The sequence below is a fragment of the Chamaesiphon sp. OTE_75_metabat_556 genome (assembly GCF_031378165.1).
Lineage (GTDB): Bacteria > Cyanobacteriota > Cyanobacteriia > Cyanobacteriales > Chamaesiphonaceae > Chamaesiphon.
In genome coordinates this window covers 1-17,392 of the sequence record NZ_JANNDR010000038.1, presented here as the reverse complement: position 1 = coordinate 17,392, position 17,392 = coordinate 1, and the positions used below count along the sequence as shown (strand labels likewise).

At 48.8% G+C, this 17,392-nt stretch carries 15 protein-coding genes and 1 other RNA gene; 7 read left to right on the top strand and 9 right to left on the bottom strand.

Features of this window, described 5'->3' with window-relative positions; genetic code table 11:
• Window positions 1-203: 203 nt before the first annotated feature.
• The 4 genes from RMO27_RS01905 to RMO27_RS01890 all read right to left on the bottom strand — a co-directional run bounded on the left by RMO27_RS01905 (window position 204) and on the right by RMO27_RS01890 (window position 5,074).
• The gene (locus RMO27_RS01905) at window positions 204-2,660 is read right to left on the bottom strand and encodes a methyl-accepting chemotaxis protein (RefSeq protein ID WP_309728576.1); all 2,457 of its coding nucleotides are present in this window, start codon (window positions 2,658-2,660) and stop codon (window positions 204-206) included.
• Between the two features lie 149 nt (window positions 2,661-2,809).
• A complete protein-coding gene (locus RMO27_RS01900; protein WP_309728575.1) occupies window positions 2,810-3,406 on the bottom strand; it encodes a chemotaxis protein CheW in 597 nt (198 codons plus the stop codon).
• A 4-nt stretch (window positions 3,407-3,410) separates the two neighbouring features.
• The gene (locus RMO27_RS01895; protein WP_309728574.1) at window positions 3,411-3,773 is read right to left on the bottom strand and encodes a response regulator; all 363 of its coding nucleotides are present in this window, start codon (window positions 3,771-3,773) and stop codon (window positions 3,411-3,413) included.
• Between the two features lie 89 nt (window positions 3,774-3,862).
• Window positions 3,863-5,074, bottom strand: coding sequence for a response regulator (locus RMO27_RS01890; RefSeq protein WP_309728573.1), 1,212 nt, complete (start codon window positions 5,072-5,074; stop codon window positions 3,863-3,865).
• Window positions 5,075-5,205: 131 nt separating this feature from the next.
• Here RMO27_RS01890 and RMO27_RS01885 point away from each other — a divergent pair, with 131 nt between their 5' ends.
• Window positions 5,206-5,415, top strand: a complete 210-nt coding sequence (locus RMO27_RS01885; protein ID WP_309728572.1) for a hypothetical protein — start codon at window positions 5,206-5,208, stop codon at window positions 5,413-5,415.
• Here RMO27_RS01885 and RMO27_RS01880 read toward each other — a convergent pair.
• On the bottom strand, window positions 5,385-6,653 hold the full coding sequence (locus tag RMO27_RS01880; protein WP_309728571.1) for a pitrilysin family protein: 1,269 nt from the start codon (window positions 6,651-6,653) through the stop codon (window positions 5,385-5,387). The genes RMO27_RS01885 and RMO27_RS01880 overlap by 31 nt on opposite strands.
• Window positions 6,654-6,939: 286 nt before the next feature.
• Here RMO27_RS01880 and RMO27_RS01875 point away from each other — a divergent pair, with 286 nt between their 5' ends.
• Window positions 6,940-8,097 carry a type III PLP-dependent enzyme gene (locus RMO27_RS01875; protein WP_309728570.1) on the top strand — a complete coding sequence of 386 codons (1,158 nt, stop codon included), beginning with the start codon at window positions 6,940-6,942 and terminating at the stop codon, window positions 8,095-8,097.
• A 28-nt stretch (window positions 8,098-8,125) separates the two neighbouring features.
• Complete coding sequence (locus RMO27_RS01870) at window positions 8,126-8,449, top strand: SMR family transporter (protein ID WP_309728569.1); 324 nt, start codon at window positions 8,126-8,128, stop codon at window positions 8,447-8,449.
• 440 nt (window positions 8,450-8,889) lie between these two features.
• Here RMO27_RS01870 and RMO27_RS01865 read toward each other — a convergent pair whose 3' ends face one another.
• The gene (locus RMO27_RS01865) at window positions 8,890-9,597 is read right to left on the bottom strand and encodes a 4'-phosphopantetheinyl transferase superfamily protein (protein ID WP_309728568.1); all 708 of its coding nucleotides are present in this window, start codon (window positions 9,595-9,597) and stop codon (window positions 8,890-8,892) included.
• 145 nt (window positions 9,598-9,742) lie between these two features.
• On the opposite strand from RMO27_RS01865, the gene aspS reads away from it, so the two are divergent.
• The 3 genes from aspS to RMO27_RS01850 all read left to right on the top strand — a co-directional run bounded on the left by aspS (window position 9,743) and on the right by RMO27_RS01850 (window position 14,113).
• Window positions 9,743-11,539 (top strand): aspartate--tRNA ligase, encoded by a 1,797-nt coding sequence (gene aspS / locus RMO27_RS01860; protein ID WP_309728567.1) that lies wholly within the window; start codon window positions 9,743-9,745, stop codon window positions 11,537-11,539.
• Between the two features lie 372 nt (window positions 11,540-11,911).
• Window positions 11,912-12,736, top strand: coding sequence for a DUF3598 family protein (locus RMO27_RS01855; RefSeq protein WP_309728566.1), 825 nt, complete (start codon window positions 11,912-11,914; stop codon window positions 12,734-12,736).
• Window positions 12,737-12,883: 147 nt separating this feature from the next.
• Complete coding sequence (locus tag RMO27_RS01850; protein ID WP_309728565.1) at window positions 12,884-14,113, top strand: MFS transporter; 1,230 nt, start codon at window positions 12,884-12,886, stop codon at window positions 14,111-14,113.
• A gap of 127 nt (window positions 14,114-14,240) precedes the next feature.
• Here the strand turns inward: RMO27_RS01850 and RMO27_RS01845 are convergent, their stop codons facing one another.
• Together RMO27_RS01845 and ffs are read right to left on the bottom strand one after the other, a co-directional pair.
• The gene (locus tag RMO27_RS01845) at window positions 14,241-14,633 is read right to left on the bottom strand and encodes a hypothetical protein (RefSeq protein ID WP_309728564.1); all 393 of its coding nucleotides are present in this window, start codon (window positions 14,631-14,633) and stop codon (window positions 14,241-14,243) included.
• Window positions 14,634-14,778: 145 nt separating this feature from the next.
• An RNA gene (ffs, locus tag RMO27_RS01840) (signal recognition particle sRNA small type) lies at window positions 14,779-14,875 on the bottom strand.
• A gap of 119 nt (window positions 14,876-14,994) precedes the next feature.
• Between ffs and RMO27_RS01835 the strand changes: the two genes are divergently transcribed.
• Window positions 14,995-16,926 (top strand): heavy metal translocating P-type ATPase, encoded by a 1,932-nt coding sequence (locus tag RMO27_RS01835; RefSeq protein ID WP_309728563.1) that lies wholly within the window; start codon window positions 14,995-14,997, stop codon window positions 16,924-16,926.
• Window positions 16,927-17,033: 107 nt separating this feature from the next.
• On the opposite strand, the gene RMO27_RS01830 is transcribed toward RMO27_RS01835, so the two are convergent.
• Entirely contained in the window at window positions 17,034-17,285 is a 252-nt protein-coding gene (locus tag RMO27_RS01830) for a hypothetical protein (protein WP_309728562.1), read from the bottom strand.
• Between the last annotated feature and the right edge of the window lie 107 nt (window positions 17,286-17,392).

The following is a 17,392-nucleotide window of genomic DNA, read 5'->3' as shown; positions in this document are numbered from 1 at the left end:
ATGCGACTAATTCAAACTTGAAATTAACTTCCGTACGAACCTGCCCAACCCCACTAACAACCTGACGATCTGAATGTTGATAGCGGGTGAGGGCGGGTTCGTACGATAGTTATCGTTACATTCGCTAGCTCTAGCATAAACCCGCCCCTACAGATCTTCCTTTCTTCAATCAATCGGTTCTTGGGGCGATGGGGGTTCGTTACTTAAACCTGGAACTGGGCGACTTTTTCTTCGAGTTGTTTGGCAACTTGAGAAGTCGATTGCATCGATGCAGCCATCTGACTGGAGAAAGTAGAACGTTCCTCAGAAGATACCGTTACTTGCTGGATCAGTTGTGTTACCACTTTTGCAGTCTCCGCCTGGGAAATAGTCGCTGTCGAAATCGAACTCATCAGGATATCGATCTCCTGGGACTTTTGCAGCATTTGATTTAGTTTTTGCTTAGTAGCTTCCACCAATCGCGTCCCATCAACTACTTGCGCTGTACCCAACTCCATCACCTGGGCTACGTCCTGGGTTTCGGCTTGAATTGCCGCGACAATCTGGGCGATTTCGCGCGTTGCCACTGCCGATTGTTCGGCTAGTGCGCCCACTTGCTCGGCAACAACGGTAAAGCCGCGACCTTGTTCTCCAGCTCGGCTGGCTTCGACACTGGCGTTAATTGCCAGGAGGTTGGTTTTGAGGGCAATTTCTTCGATCAGGGTCACTACCTGGGAAATTTTTTGGGAAGATTCGCCCAACCGCTTCATTTTCTTCGCAGATTCCCCGACAGTGGTGCGGAGACTGAGAATACTATCTACCGTTTGAGCCATTGCCTCGGTACCTTCCTGAGCCACAACATAGGCTTCCTTGGCGATCGTCGATGCTTGGTTGGCATTGGTAGCAACGGTTTGAATCGAGTCGGTCATTTGTTCGACGGAATTAAAGGTGCCGCGAATTTCGGCTGCTTCCGTAATTGCCTGTTCTGAAAGCTCACGGATATCGCGTTCGTTCGATCCCAGAGATGTTGTCACTTGTCCGGTGCCTTGTTTCACTTCGATCGCAATATCTCGAAGACTATCAATTACCGCATTAAATAGATCCGCAACCGTACTCAATTCCAGCGAATCTAGACTAGCTCGGACTGTTAAGTCTCCATTTGTCGCACCTTCGATTTCATTAACTAGATTCAAAATGCCCTCTTCCAATAGTTCCCGCTGTTGACGTTGCTGTTCGACTTCTTGCTGACGAGCATCTAAGTTAACATCAATTTGCTGCGCCATCTGGTTGAGGTTGTGAGTAAGTACGCCGATTTCATCTTGCCGGAGATCTTCTTCTAACCGCACACCAAACTGACCTGCCGCAATGCGATCGGCAAATTCAGTCAATCGTCGAATCGGCCGCGAAATGGAGCGATGCAAAGGGCTGAGAATCAAAATCGCCACCAATAAAATTCCACCCCCAATCCCATAGCCGGACAGGGTAATTTGTTGGAGGTTGCGATCGACTTGGGTTTGCGGCTCCCCGACATAGGCAATCCCGATCGGTTTTGCTGTCTTGGGATCGAGCTGTTGTCGATGATCGTACAGTGGGGCATAGCTCGTCATGTAGTCAACGCCAATAATATTGGCATCTCCGACAAAAACTTTGCCTTGATTTAATACTTTGTCGGCAACGGCACTAGATACTCTGGTTCCCGTTGCTCGCGTTGCTTTATCCGCATAGGGGACATTTGTGCTCACCCGCCAATCCTGAGCAAACAGAGTGGCGGTGGATACGCCTGTCTCGCTTCTGAGTCTGTCCACCAGATCGTAGTTGCGGTTGACTAGGGTACCGACGATCGCCGTCCCAACCTGTTTTCCATTCAGTTGAATTGGTTGAACGGACATCAACACAAACCCAATTTTACCGCTGTCAACGTCAAAGGTGCCCTCTGGGTAAGGTTTTTTTGCTGTGGAGAGACCAGCCGTTGCTTGAGTTCGTAGCCCAATATCAGCTTGTTTGGCTAGTCCTAATTTCTGTAGTGATGGGCTTTTTAGCAGTTCGATCCCGCTCAGATGTCTGGCATTTTTTAAAGCTGCCTGAACGATCGCAATGTCACCTAATTCAATCCCTGGCTGAGTGGCTACCGGAATAAATTGAGTTGGAGCGATTTTTGCTGTAGGTAAAGGCGAATACTTGGAAGTTTCTGCTCGCACCGTTTGCACTGATTGGGCGATCGTTTGTCCCTTACTATTGGTAATTAGATAGAAGCTAGCATTTGGTTTGAGAGCTTTGGCTGTTTGAATAAAAGAAGTTAGTTTCGCTTGTTGAGCGGCGGTGGCAGGATCGTCGGGATTGATTCCGGCGGCGATCGCTGACTGCGCCAGAATATTAGAACTATCGGCAATCTGCCGCGTTTCAGACTGCACAGATTTTTCCAGGAGTAGCAGCTCAGTCTTCAACAGACTTCTGAGGTCATCTAGTGCTGACTGTCTAGACATGCCGACAATCCCCTGGGTCACAGCGATCACCGGAATAGCTGCGCCGGCAACCAACAAGGTGGTAATTTTGGCTCGAATCGAGAGGTTATTCCAAATCTGTGCTGGCTGCTGCCACCAGACTTTAGCAGAAGGCGCGATTTCTAAGACCGAACTGGGTGTAATTTTTTCAGCGTCGTAGGTGTCCCGATCTATGGTCATGAGATTTATGCCTATTAATATAAAGTTTTAGATAATACCGATAGCCAGCGGTTAAAACCGCCGCTAGTGATGCAAAGTCCGCCTTCGCGGACTAAGATTTCAGTCCGCCTTCACGGACTTTGCATCATTAGCTACGACTTCAGTCGTTGCTAATCTGTAGGTAGCTGCTCGAACCGAGTTGGGGCAGTGGCGATCGTCGCTGGATTGAATACCAAAATTTGTTTATCTGCCTCGATGAAACAGCCGAGCAGATGGGGCTGTAGACACGCTGGCACGTCGGCAACTGACAATTGCAAATGCTGCGGTTCAAACCGAGCAACACCTCTCACGCGGCTAACTGCCAGCCCTAGAGATGGTTCGTTGGACGAGCCAGCAGGATCGATTCTCCCCTGGAGACGCTCCGCGAACGATTCAGGCTCAGTCGCCGCCAACTGCATCACCACCACTTGATAATCGCGAGGATTGGTAAGTATCTGTGGTAAACCCAACAGCTGACCGAGATCGACAACCCAAAAGACTCGATCGCGAGCATTCATCATGCCGATCATAAAAGCTGGCAGATTTGGCAGCGGTGAGATTGCGGTAGCAGGAACAAGCAGAGCTTCTTGGACTCGGGCCATTGGTAGCAACGCCGGAATCTCTGGTGTTAATTGAAACCGTAGATAAAGATCGCCTGTAACTACTAATGGTTGGAATAATTCAGGTAGAAGTTGCTGAAGTCTGGTGAGAGTAGTATTCGTTGTCATAGGTTTAAACCACGACGGCTTGAACGGCGGTTAGTAACTCTTCGGCAGTATAGGGTTTAGTCAAATAGACCTTGACTCCCTGCTTGAGTGCCCAAACTCGATCGACATCCCGATTCTTGGCAGTACAAGCGACGATCGGAATACTCGCCGTCTCTGGTTGCTTTCTCAAATGACGGCACAGCTCCAATCCGCCCATCACGGGCATCATCCAATCTGTGACGATCGCATCTGGTCGATCTGCCCTCGCTTTGTCGAGTGCTTCCTGACCATTCACAGCCGTAATCACTGTATAACCTGCTTTTGTCAGATATTGACAAACCAGTTCCAACTCAGCCTGCATATCATCGACCACTAATATTTTTGACATTTGTTATTCCTAATTAAAAACAGTTTCAAATCGCATCGATGAGTAATAAGTTCATAGTTCCCCGATCGAACCAAAATGTCCGCAATTGTCTAAGTTAAATATTTCTCAACTACTGCGAGTAAATCTTGTTCGGTGAATGGTTTGGTGAGATAGTCCGTCGCTCCGACGAGATTCGCTCTGACTCGATCGACTAAACCCTTATTTCCCGTCACCATAATAATCGGGGTTTGGGCCAATGCCGCACTACTTCTAAATAAGCTGCACAGTTTATACCCATTGATCCCTGGCATCGTGATGTCCATCAAAATCAGATCTGGCTTGAGCCGAAAAATAATGCCAGAAGCTTTGATGGGATCTTCAAGTTTAGTGAGTTGGTATTTACCCTTATTCCCCAAAAATCGCTCCATTTCATCGAGAATTAGCGGACTATCATCAATACAGGCAATTTGGTATAAGTCTCGATTGATAGGAGCAATACTCAACTTTTGTTCGAGATCTGGTAGTTGCTCAACCGAGTTAACTGGCGGCAAATCTGGTTCGGGAATCAGCGGAAGTCGATCGAATGGTGCAGCGGGATCCCGCAAGCAGATCGCATCGTGGCGAAGATAAGGCGTGAGCAGTTGGACTAACTTTAATTCGTCTTGCTTGAGAAATAATGCTAACTCTCGTAGACTCCGCCCTTTCATTAATTGCGCGATCTGATGTAAGGCTTTGGAACTCAAGATACCGCCGGGGACGGGAGTTTCCAGGAATTTGGCATTGGTTAAGTACGGGCGTTGATGTGGAGATCGGATAATTGTCGTAAATTTTTGCCAGATCTTTAGCCGCTGCTGATAATAGTCGATCGTGGCGGCGAGGTCTAAGCTAGGGGGTGGATTCAATCCGGTGGCGATCGGCATCGGTCGATCGGGATGCCATGTCATCTGCTCATTTCTCAGCCATAGCAGCGATTCAAAGGCTGCTTTGGTCAAGTCTGTGGAAATTTGCTCTAGTTGCACTCGTTGGCGAAGCCTCTCCTTTGGAGCATCGAGCAATCCCGCTAACGCCAGCCGCTCTAGTTCCGGCCATACCATATTGCCCGAATCAACTTTTACCGATTGGGCTGCTTGCTCGTAGCCCAGGGAGCGTAAACGATCGACCAATTGCGGCAAAGATTGGATCGAGCAATCAACCGCTAATAATTTGCCAAATCTCAGGTAAATATTCCAGACGATCGAGCCATGAACTATCTCAAGACAGCCAGTACTTTGCTCGTTAGCTAACTGAGTCAGTAATTGGGAAGGATCGATCTCTGTGTTCATACGATATTCTTAAGCGTCTTATCCTCAAGAATTCCCCAAACAGCACCCAAAATTCGTGTTCTCAACATTACATTACTTTCCAGCGATCGCCCAGTCAAAATTTAGATATCGCTGAATTAATATATGCTCTGATGACTTCGATCCAATTATTTAATGATGCTGGGGAAGTCACTAAGATCGCCAAAATTCTCCCCGTCAAAATCGAGAAATGGTGTCAAAATGATGGTGGTTATCAATATCGATCGACTGTCGATCTCATATTATCAAAACGCGATCTGCGCTCTCCTATTCACACATTTCTGAGGAAGATTTACTCCGGCTTAACTGTCACTACTCCATAGGCACTCGGCGAGAGATATTGACGTGCGGCGAGTTGGATCGTGTTGGCATCTACAGCTTGAATCTGTTGGGGATAATTGAGTGCTGGAGCTAGATCGCCGACTACCGATCGATAATACCCGTACAGATCCGCACGATCGCTCGGAGTTTCGGTACCGAAAATATAGCGGTTGGCAACTTGTCTGCGGATGCGCGCGAGTTCGGCATTAGTCACGAGGGTGGTTTGGAGTTGGAAAATATGCTGAGTAATAATTTGCTCGACTTCGGCCAGATGTTCGCTCGGCAACTGGGCACTCAGATAAAATAAGCCTTGAATCCGATTGCTCATATTGCTCACGCTGATATTGTTCACCAGTTGGCGTTCTTCGCGCAATTCTTTGACCAAGCGAGAAGTACGGCCAGAGCTGAGGATCGCCGCCAGGATATCGAGTGGATAAGTTTCGGCCAAATGCATCAAGCCAGGAACGCGCCACACCATAATCAATCTGGCCTGTTGGAGACTCGGATCGATGTGTTCTTTGCGGACGATGCGCGCAAAGGCGGGTTCGGGTGTAGGTTGCGCTTTGCGACCGACAAATTCGGCGGTAGGAATACTACCACTTTGTGAGGCAAAACCATCGGAAACGATATCGATTAACTCTTCGACGGGGAGATTTCCCACCGCTACTGCCGTCATCGCTGTCGGTTGATAATTGGTCGCGTGGAAATAGCGCATCTGTTGGGAGGTAATCCCCTCAATCACGGCTTCTGGCCCTAGCACTGGCCGCCGATATGGTAACTTGGCAAAGGCCACTTCGATCGCTTGCTGATAGATCCGGCGGGAGGAGCTGTCATGAGATCTCCGAATTTCTTCTAATACCACCAATTTCTCCCGCTCGAAGTCATCATCGGGGATGCGGGGATTGGTGACGACATCGATTTGCAGGGGCGCGAGCGCGGCAAAATCTTTGGGGGCAGTGGTGATGTAGTAGTGGGTATAGTCTTGACTCGTCGCGGCATTTGTCACCGCACCGCGTGCTTCGATCAGCCGCTCGAATTCCCCCGCTGCCAATCTGGACGTACCTTTGAACACCATATGCTCCAGGAAGTGCGCCATCCCATTAATCCCATCAGTTTCGACGCAGGAACCGACGTTCAGATAGATATTGAGATTTACCGCTTCGACTGGCATCTGTTCGGCAACGATCGTCAACCCATTGGGCAAGGTGCGAACGGTAGGGCGATTGAGGGTGCTAGTCACGGCGATGGTACTCCTGCTAAATAAGACGATCGAATTTCATTGTCTTCCTTAGTATAGTAGACGGCTCGATCAATCTAGATTTTGGCTGGGAGCCATTGGCGATCGAGCCATTCCGCCTACCAATGTCCAGTCAGCCCCATCCTCGTCATTGCCAGCCCATTTGAGTATAAAAAGCCGATCGATAGTACCGATCTTCCAGTCCGTAGCGTTATCAAGTCCTCTTTTGCGGGAAGTATATATATAGTGGCTGTAAAAAATTTTACAGCGTATTTTCTCTTGCAAAAGTATGTCAACCGCACAGTTAATCGCTCGATCTCCACAGCGCATCTTTGATTTTATCGATCGTAAATCTTTACCAACGCCTTATCTGGTGATAGATTTGCCAGAGATCGAGGATAACTATCAAACTTTGGTAGCACAATTGCCAGACACTCAGATCTACTATGCTGTCAAAGCCAATCCCGCCCCAGCAATATTGCAACTGCTAGTCAAACTCGGTGCGAGCTTTGATGCTGCCAGTCTGCCCGAGATCCAAGCCTGTCTGGATGCTGGTGCCCAACCGCGCCAGATCTCCTTTGGTAATACCATCAAAAAAGCTGCCGACATTGCCGCAGCCTATCAACTAGGAATTCGGCTCTTTGCCTTTGATAGTCTACCAGAACTCGAAAAATTGGCAGAGCACGCACCGGGCGCGCAGATTTACTGTCGATTGTTGATGGAGTGTACTGGTGCCGAATGGCCGTTATCGCGCAAATTTGGGTGCGAGCTAGATATGGCTAAAGATTTGCTGATTCATAGCGATCGATTGGGGTTGCAGCCTTATGGTGTCTCGTTTCATGTCGGTTCTCAGCAGTTAGATGTGCGCCAATGGGATCTGGCAATTGCCACCACCGCCCGATTATTTCGCGATTTGGCAGCAGTGGGGGTAGAACTCCAGATGCTCAATTTGGGCGGCGGCTTTCCCGCTCGCTACTTCAGCACGGTGCCAGAATTGACTAGCTATACTCGATCGATCGACACCGCATTGACACGACACTTTGAAAATAATCGACCGCTAACGATGCTCGAACCAGGTCGATCGCTAGTAGCAGATGCTGGGATAATTAACACTGAGGTGGTGCTGATTTCTCAAAAATCTTATCAAGAAGATCGCCGCTGGGTATTTTTAGATATTGGCAAATTTGGTGGCTTGGCCGAAACGATGGATGAAGCGATCCGGTATCGGCTGCGGACGCCCTGGGATGGTACGCCGACTGGTTCGGTGATTTTAGCAGGGCCGACTTGCGATAGTGCCGATATTCTATACGATCGAGCTGACTATCATTTACCACTCCAGCTCCAAGCTGGCGATAAGCTGCAAATTCTCAGCACTGGAGCCTATACTAGCACCTATGCATCGGTCGGTTTTAATGGCTTCGCACCGCTAGCGGTTTATTGTATTTAGCTTGTTTACACTTGAGGAAATTAAGATTGTGGTAACTCTGTTAATGAGCTGTGGCGCGGCAATTATTTTTGCGATCGGTGGTATCTTTATGAAACTTTCACTCGGATTATCGCAGCCGCTCTATAGTGCCGTCGTGTTTGGGTGTTTTGGTGTGGGCGCGATTTTGCAAACTTTAGTAATTAGTAAAACCGATCTCGGTAGTAGTTATATTTCGATCTTGGGATTGGAAGCAGTCGCCACTTTATTTTTTAGTATTTGGTTATTTAAAGAACATTTTAATGCGGTCAATCTGTTCGGTTTAGCGGCGATCGTCATGGGAGTTGCTTTGTTACGCAGCAAGGAAATCGCTTAATCTGGAGTTAAATAACGTGAGTTTCTCATAAGGGAGAGGCTACTCCAACGAGATAAGGATTTCCGATTAATGACTCCTGGCTTCGTTTTGGAACCGCCCCAAAAAATAAAACCCAACCCACAGACCGATTCCCATTGCGAAGCTAATGCGTTCGCGTAGCGTCTCGTAGCGAAGCGTCTCCGAAAGGAGAAGAGAAGCGCGTCAAGCTGCCAACAAACCAACCCTTGTGCAGCGACTCGCGCTCGTCGGGTTCCCCGACGGTTTAGCGAGTCAAGACAGGGGAGTTTGAGGGGCGGCACCCCGCCCTTCAACGGGGGGTCTGGGGGTCGGCACCCCCAGATCCGGGTTTTGTCCACACAAATAAAATTCGCAACCCACAAGTATATGTCGCCTACCGATTGGCTTTTCACAAGCATTTAGCGACGATCCTTAACCCGAACTCACGTTAAATAACTAATCTTGTCATAGTCGCCCCCGATCACAATCGCACCAGCATAATCGGGGAAGATTTCAAGTTTCTCAATCCGCCACATCCCCGCGATTGGGGCAGAAATAATCGCCGCAGGCGTACGCGGATCGATCGAGACTGCAATTTTGTCCAATGGCGTATGTAAACCGGTGCCACAGGCTTTGAGATAGGCTTCTTTTTGCACCCAGGCATGGAAAAATGCGGCTTGCTGGAGATCTATGGGTAGATTGTGAAAAATCGCTTGCTCGGCAGCCGAAAAAAACCGATCGACTAAATCCGCCGCCGCAATCGGGTGAATAGATTCGATGTCGATGCCAACTGGAGATTGGGCACTAATGGCATAGACGGCTCGATCGCCAGCATGGGATAAATTAAATTGGAGCTGACTGCCTGCGAGTGCGGGTTTACCCTGCGCGCCATAGCTGAATTCAATTTGGATGGGACTAAGATCGAGATACTGACTCAAAATCTGCCGTAAACATCCCCGCGCTACGATCCAGCGATCTCCATGGAGGGGATTGATAAATTTGGCCGCACGTTGGCGTTCAGCAGCGGTTAGAAATTGCTTAAATTTGTCAATCTGCGCTCGATCTCGATCGAGACGAGTACTCCAGATCTGAAGATCGCGATCGGGCAACATCAACATGTAAAGAATGGTAGATAATTTAAAGACAGCCAATTTTTGACTCCCATTCGACTTTACCAGTTAATCTCGGATCGATCGCCACTCGGCGATGTGAATGGGAGTAGAATAGATTTCTGCCGCGTCTGTTCAGGACAAAATCCGGCTATTAGAGTAATTATCGTCGAACTAGATTTAGCATATGCGCACCCATTATTGCGGCACCATCCGCACCGAACAAATTGGCGAAACTATTACCCTCTGTGGCTGGGTAGATCGTCGCCGCGATCTTGGGGGGGTGATTTTTCTCCATTTACGCGATCGATCTGGTTCGGTACAAGTTGTCAGCGATCCCGTCCGCACGCCGGATGCGTACACATTAGCGGAAACTCTCCGTAGTGAGTATGTCGTCAAAATTACCGGACGCGTCTACGCTCGTCCCACCGAATCACTCAATACGCGGATCGATACTGGCGAGATTGAAGTCTACGCCGAGCACATTGAGGTGCTCAACCGCGTCCACAAGCAATTACCCTTCCAAGTATCCCAAACCGAAAATGAGTTCGTCCGGGAGGATTTACGCCTCAAGTATCGCTATCTGGATCTGCGCCGCGAACGGATGAGTGCCAATCTACAACTCCGCCATCGGGTAATTAAAACGATTCGGCGGTGTTTGGAAGATCGCTTTAACTTCATGGAGATCGAGACGCCGATTTTGACGCGATCGACTCCTGAAGGGGCGCGAGATTTTATCTTGCCCAGTCGGGTAAATTTAGGCGAATGGTTTGCACTACCACAGTCGCCCCAGTTATTCAAACAACTACTAATGGTATCGGGATGCGATCGATATTATCAGGTCGCGCGCTGTTTTCGCGATGAAGATCTGCGTGCCGACAGGCAACCGGAATTCACCCAATTAGACATGGAAATGAGTTTCATGTCTCAAGCAGATATCATCAATCTCAATGAGGAATTAATCTGGCAAATCTTCAAAGAAATTAAGGGGATCGAATTAGCCCGTCCGTTCCCGCGGATGACTTATGCCGAAGCGATGGCTGACTACGGTTGTGACAAACCCGATACTAGATTTGACTTGAAATTAGTCAATGTTTCCGAGTTATTTAAAGACTCCCAATTTAAAGTATTTTCTGGCGTGATTGCCAGCGGCGGGATTGTCAAAATCTTACCGATTCCTGGTGGTAATGAAACCATTTCCAATGTTAGAATTAAACCAGGTGGGAACTTATTTAAAGAAGCCAGCGAAGCCGGAGCTAAAGGTTTAGCCTATATTCGCGTGCTCGAAAATAATGACATCGACACGATCGGGGCAATTAAAGATTCGTTATCTGCTGAGAGTAAACAACAATTACTCACCCTCACTGGAGCCAAACCTGGCGACTTATTACTATTTGGTGCTGGCGATGCCGCAACGGTGAATAAAACACTTGATCGACTGCGATTGGCGATCGGTCGCGAACTGGGTTTAATCGACGATAATAAAGTCAATTTACTCTGGGTAACTGACTTCCCGATGTTCGAGTGGAACGCCGACGAAAAGCGACTCGAAGCACTCCATCACATGTTTACCGCGCCCCATCCCGATGACATTGACGATCTGCCCACCGCACGTTCTCAAGCCTACGATATCATCTTCAATGGTACCGAACTCGGCGGCGGTAGCGTCCGCATTCATCAACGCGAAGTTCAATCAAAAGTCTTTAGTGCGATCGGTTTATCCACAGCAGAAGCTGAAGAAAAATTTGGCTTTTTACTCGAAGCTTTTGACTATGGTACGCCCCCACATGGGGGGATTGCCTATGGACTCGATCGGTTGATCATGTTACTCGCTGGTGAAGATTCGATCCGCGATGTGATCGCCTTTCCAAAGACTCAACAAGCACGGTGTTTGCTCACTAATGCTCCAGCAAATGTGGATGCCAAACAACTCAAGGAATTGGAGGTAATTTCCACCTATAAACCCAAGATCGATCGACAATAATTGAACGATTCGATCTGGTAATCGATCGATTACCAGATCGAATCTGTAGGGGTGGGTTTATGCTATAAATTATTACTAAATTCAAGTGCGGATCGAACAAACCCACCCATCCCCACCAGCAATTATCGATCGCGAAAATTCGATAGACAATTGACAATCAAAATTTGAGAATGATAACATGCGATCTCTTCTTGATGGGGCGGGCAGGTTCGATCGTTAATTGATCGAACTTTGGCGATAATTTCTAGCATCAACCTGCCCCCTACAGATGGTATATCGATCGAGACATCCCAGACAGACACCTCACTAAATTTGTTACGCTAAACTGAGTGCGCGTGAAATCTGTTTGCCAAAAATTAGGTGTGAGTAAATATGGGAAGTAACTGGGAAAATTTTCTCGAAAATCTCGGTGAATGGACGGGGACATTTACGCAAGTTTCGATCGATGGCGAAGTCCTCAGTTCGACACCCTCGATCCTGACACTCGCAGGATTGGAAGACAACCAACTAGTCAAGTTTCGATTGCGCCGCTTTGCTAACAATACCGACGAACCGCCAACATCCGATCGAGTCCAAGAATACCGCTCCCTCGGCAGACAAGCAGTATTTTTCGATACTGGGGCTTTTTCCAAAGGTTCGCTGCAAGTGGCTCCATTTGCCGAATTTGGGGCAGAGTATGGATTTGTATCCAAAAATCGTCGATCGCGATTGGTGCAGTTATTCGATAAACAAAGCAATTTTGCCAGTCTGACGCTAATTCGCGAAATTCGGAGCGGCACAGCTGCGACGCTGCGCCCCGATTTGACGGTAGAACAGTTGTTAGGTAAGTGGGTGGGTGTCGCCTGTACCTGTTATGCCGATTGGCGCGATCCAACGACGATGCAAACCAGCCTAGCAATTAGCCAGGTTGGTGAATCCTTGCAGCAACAATTAACTTTTGGAGATCGCACCATTAGTTCTACCGCGCGCATCGATGGCAATCGACTGCATTTTGCCGGAACCACGCCCCGCAAGATCTTGTTATTACCCGATGGGGCTTCGAGCAATACACCCCTCCAAATCAGCCACCGCCAGCCATTTTTCGTCGAGGCAGGTTGGTTATTATCAAGCAACCAACGCCAACGTCTAATCCGCAATTACAACGACAAAGGCGAATGGATTAGCTCCACTCATGTCATCGAAGATCGGTTAAATTAATTGAGAATTGAGAATTGAGAATTGATAATTGGGTTTCCCGCCCGTGAAAACGCACCAAGCAAACCTCTGTTATTGGTTAAATTAGGTTGGCATTTCTCCGCCCCCAACTCCCAACTCCCAACTCCCCGCCCCCCGCTCCCTTTCATAATGAACACCTTAAATCAGCTCGAACCGCAACAGCGGCGCAGCTTGCTCGTGCTATTTGTCACGGGCTTATTATTTTGGATGAGTATCGCGATCTTATTACCGACACTACCCGCATATCTGGATGCGATCGGGATTAACCAACAACAAATTGGATTAATTATCGGCGCATTTGCGATCGGGTTACTGGCTACCCGTCCGCTCGTGGGTAAATTAGTCGATACCAAGGGGCGCAAGTTAGTGCTATTAATCGGGACTGCGGTAGTCGCGATCGCGCCGCTGGGCTACGTATATGTGACGGAGACACCTTTATTAATGGCGATTCGGGCGTTTCATGGGATTAGTATCGCAGCCTTCACCACGGCTTACAGCGCGTTGGTAGTAGATCTGGCTCCCCCGAAGCAACGCGGCGAAATCATCGGCTTGATGAGCCTTACGAACCCGTTAGGTGTCGCAGTAGGTCCAGCGATCGGTGGATATCTACAGATACATGGGCTGTATCGGGAGATCTTTTGGATTTCGGTGGTGAGCGGGGCGATCTCGTTTATCGCAGCGACACAATTACGGCATAACAAGATCGCCATCGCGCTCGAGCGCGGTGAGTCGGCAAAGATTTCGGTTTGGCAGATTTTAACCTCTCCTGCGTTGGGGATTCCAGCTTTAGTATTGTTGCTAGTAGGGTTTCCCTTCGGGGCGATTCATACCTTCGTGCCGTTATATATCCAGTCGCTGCATGTCGGTTTCAATCCTGGCTTATTTTATACGATCGCGGCACTTGCTAGTTTCAGTGCGCGATCGGTGATTGGCAGTCGATCCGATCGTTACGGACGCGGGGTATTTATTGCGGGGAGTCTCTGCTGTTATACAGCGGGGGTTGCTTGTCTGGCAACTGCCAATAGTCAGTGGAGTTTTATTTTTGCCGCTATGTTTGAAGGATTGGGCAGCGGGACATTGATCCCGATGATTGTCGCGCTGGTAGCCGATCGATCTTTGCCCCATCAGCGGGGGCAGGTATTGTCGATCTGTATCACTGGGCTGGATCTAGGCATTGCGATCTCGGCTCCCGTATTTGGGTGGGTGGCTAAAGATCTGGGTTATCCAGGGATTTTTGCGATCGGGACGGGGATGGCAGCGAGTGCGATTGGGGTGTTTCTACTCTGGGGCAATCGCAATTTGCGACACTCGATCGGGTTTAGTTTGGGACGAGATCGCGATGTTTATCGGCGGGGGTAAGGTGATAATTGATAATTGATAATTGATAATTGATAACGAACCCGCCCTTCCCCGCTAGAAGATCTCAAATGATTTCGATAAAAAAGGGGCAGTACCGATTGATTGGTGCTGCCCCTTTTGACTTAGATTAGGAATTTTTCATTCGCTTTAACTCTTCTTGGAGAGCTTCCACTTGCTGGCGCATCTGATTGATGTGTTCTGGTGAATCCGAGGTTGAAGATGATGGTTCAGTATCGGCGACGATATCGATCCGGCGCGGCTCGTTAGTTTTCTGTGGACGATCGGTCGGTGGATTTTGAGCTTGGTTTAAATTCTGTTGTTGGGCGGATTTAATCATCTCATCGACCAACTTGCGGGCTTCTTCGGTGGTAATTTCACCCTTGGAAACCATTTCATCGGTGAGTTTCTGGGCTTGAATGCCGATCGAGGACAGCTTCTCGCCAGCTTGTTCTCCAGCAGCCGTCGCCAGCCCAACCCCCAGGTAAAATGCTTTTTGAACGATATCGCCTAGACCAGCCATAATTAAATTTTGAGTGATGAATGAGAACTGTTCGAGCTATGTATTAAAGATAACCGCTCGAATCGATCGACGGCTAGGGGGCTGATGGTACGGTTTGCCGATATTGTAGTGTCGGACGGCAATTCCCGTTGTGGCTGAAATATTTGATGACCCGGAGACCACGCCTGTGATAAGCATCCCATGTTGCTGCTACCTTCCAGTCCTGACAAGGTTTGGGCGTTACGACCGCGTAGAGCCGGATCGCTTTCTAGCATAACACGGATTTTGAAGATTTTCACTCTTTTCCCCAGATTGGAGAATCGCTCTAGTTGCTGATAACCTAGATATTCAACACCATCAATCTTGAGATCGACCACCCAGCATGCTGCGAACACCGCCATTATCCCTTGCGTATCTCCTCAAACACCATCGTGAAACTGTGGCTGCCGCAGGTTGTGCGGTCTTCCTGCTCTGCGGCTGGCTGATCTTGCAATTTACGGCAACTGGGGCGAGTTTGCAGGTGGTGGGATTGTTGCTGCTGGTGTTGGCATATATTGTCGGCGGTTATGGCAGTGCGATCGAGGGGTTGACGACGCTGTGGGAAGAGCGAGAACTCGATGTCGATCTATTAATGATCGTCGCGGCATTGGGGGCGGCGGGATTGGGCTGGTGGAAACAAGAATACGAGCTAATTGTCGATGGCGCGGTATTGATTTTGATTTTTGCGATTAGTGGCGCACTCGAAGGTTATGCGATGGCGCGGACGGAGCGGAGCATTCGCAGTCTGATGAGTCTGACACCGGATCTGGCGCGATCGATCGTCTCTGGGATCGAGCGGGAAACACCGATCGACAGGTTGCAAGTTGGGGATATATTACTGGTTAGACCTGGGGAATTGATTCCGACTGATGCGATCGTGATGGCGGGAGCTAGTAGTATCGATCGATCGGCAATTACGGGCGAATCGATTCCAGTGGCTACGGCGATCGGGGATGAGGTGTTTGGCGGGACGATCAATGGCAATGGTGTCTTGACTTTGAGAGTCCATCAACCACCAGCGAGTAGTCTGATTCAGCGGATTATTACCCTCGTCCAACAAGCCCAAACTGCGACTCCCGCTTCGCAAGCCTTTATCGAAAAATTCGAGCGCGGTTACGCCAAAATTATTGTGATTGCAGGGCTATTACTAGCTACCCTGCCGCCTTTTTTATGGCACTGGACTTGGGAGACGACGATCTATCGCGCGCTGATTTTTCTGGTGGTTGCCTCGCCCTGTGCCTTGATGGCGGCGATTATGCCGACGCTATTGTCAGGAATTGCCAATGGTGCCCGCCAGGGGATTCCATTTAAAGGTGGTCATACCCTCGAAACGATCGGTCAAGTTAAAGCGGTAGCGTTTGATAAGACGGGCACGTTGACGACGGGTAAGTTGGCTGTCGTCGAGATACTCTCGATCGAGCGCACCTCTACTGATGAGATTTTGCAACTCGCCGCAGCGGTGGAAAGTGGCTCGGAACATCCGATCGGGCGGGCGATCCTCACGGCAACTCAAACCCGCAATTTAGCCTTCGATCCGGCAACTGAGATGACTGCCAGTCCTGGGTTGGGGATCGTGGGCACACTCTGGGGGCAGCAAATTGTCGTCGGCAAGACGCAATTGATGCCAGAGCCAATTCGTACCAAGATTGCCACTCATCCCGCCCTCATCGCCGAATTAGCAGCCACTGGCAAAACGATCGTCTGGGTAGCTAGTGGCGACGAATTGTGTGGCGCGATCGCTTTGGCGGATACATTACGTCCCGAATCAGTAGCTTTAATCCAACGCCTCCAACAGATGGGGATCGCCCAAATTATGCTGACTGGCGATCGATCTGAAAGTGCGTACGCGATCGCTAAAAAGCTAGGAATTACGCAGGTACATGCCGACTTATTACCTGAAGATAAGGTCGATCTGATTAAACAATTGCAGGCACAATATCAAGCTGTCGCCATGGTGGGCGATGGGATTAATGACGCTCCCGCCCTCGCTGCGGCGAATATTGGGATTGCGATGGGGGGTGTGGGTAGCGACGTGGCACTCGACACGGCGGATGTGGTGTTGATGACTGATGCTCTCGATAAGTTAGCACAAGCGATCGAGTTAGGCCGCCGCACGCAACGGATTATCAAACAAAATATTGCGTTTGCTTTATCTTTTATTCTGCTGTTATTAGTTGGTAATTTTATGGGCGGGATTAATATGCCGTTGGGCGTATTCGGGCACGAAGGATCGACGGTATTGGTAACTTTGAGCGGGTTGCGATTGTTGCGATGAGTATGTTACTAAATGTGCTTTTACAGCAGGTTCAAATTCTCTATCGATCGATCTGTCGAACAAATCAACTTAAATTATTCTTGTGATGATTGAAATTATGACTCTGTTCAGTATGAATTATTGTAGAAATTGTTAGAATTTACTTTGAAATAATCGCCAAGAGCTAGTGCTTGCAATCGATCGATCTGTTGCTCACCATCGATCGTTAATAAAGCTATCTCTTCGGAGATATTTAAAATAGACATGAGATCTTTTGGCTCCATTTCTCTAGCTTCCATCATGTGCTGGAGGAATTTATGCGGAGCAACTGGAATTCCATCATCGATCGAATAGTGTTCTCGTTCATAGTCTTCAACCATTCGTGACAAGTTAAGAAGCGATCGAAGTTGTCAAGCGGGTTTGAGGCGATGAATCGAAGAAAAAATTGTCCGTTCGACTGACGGAATCAGGAAAAGGTGCAATAATC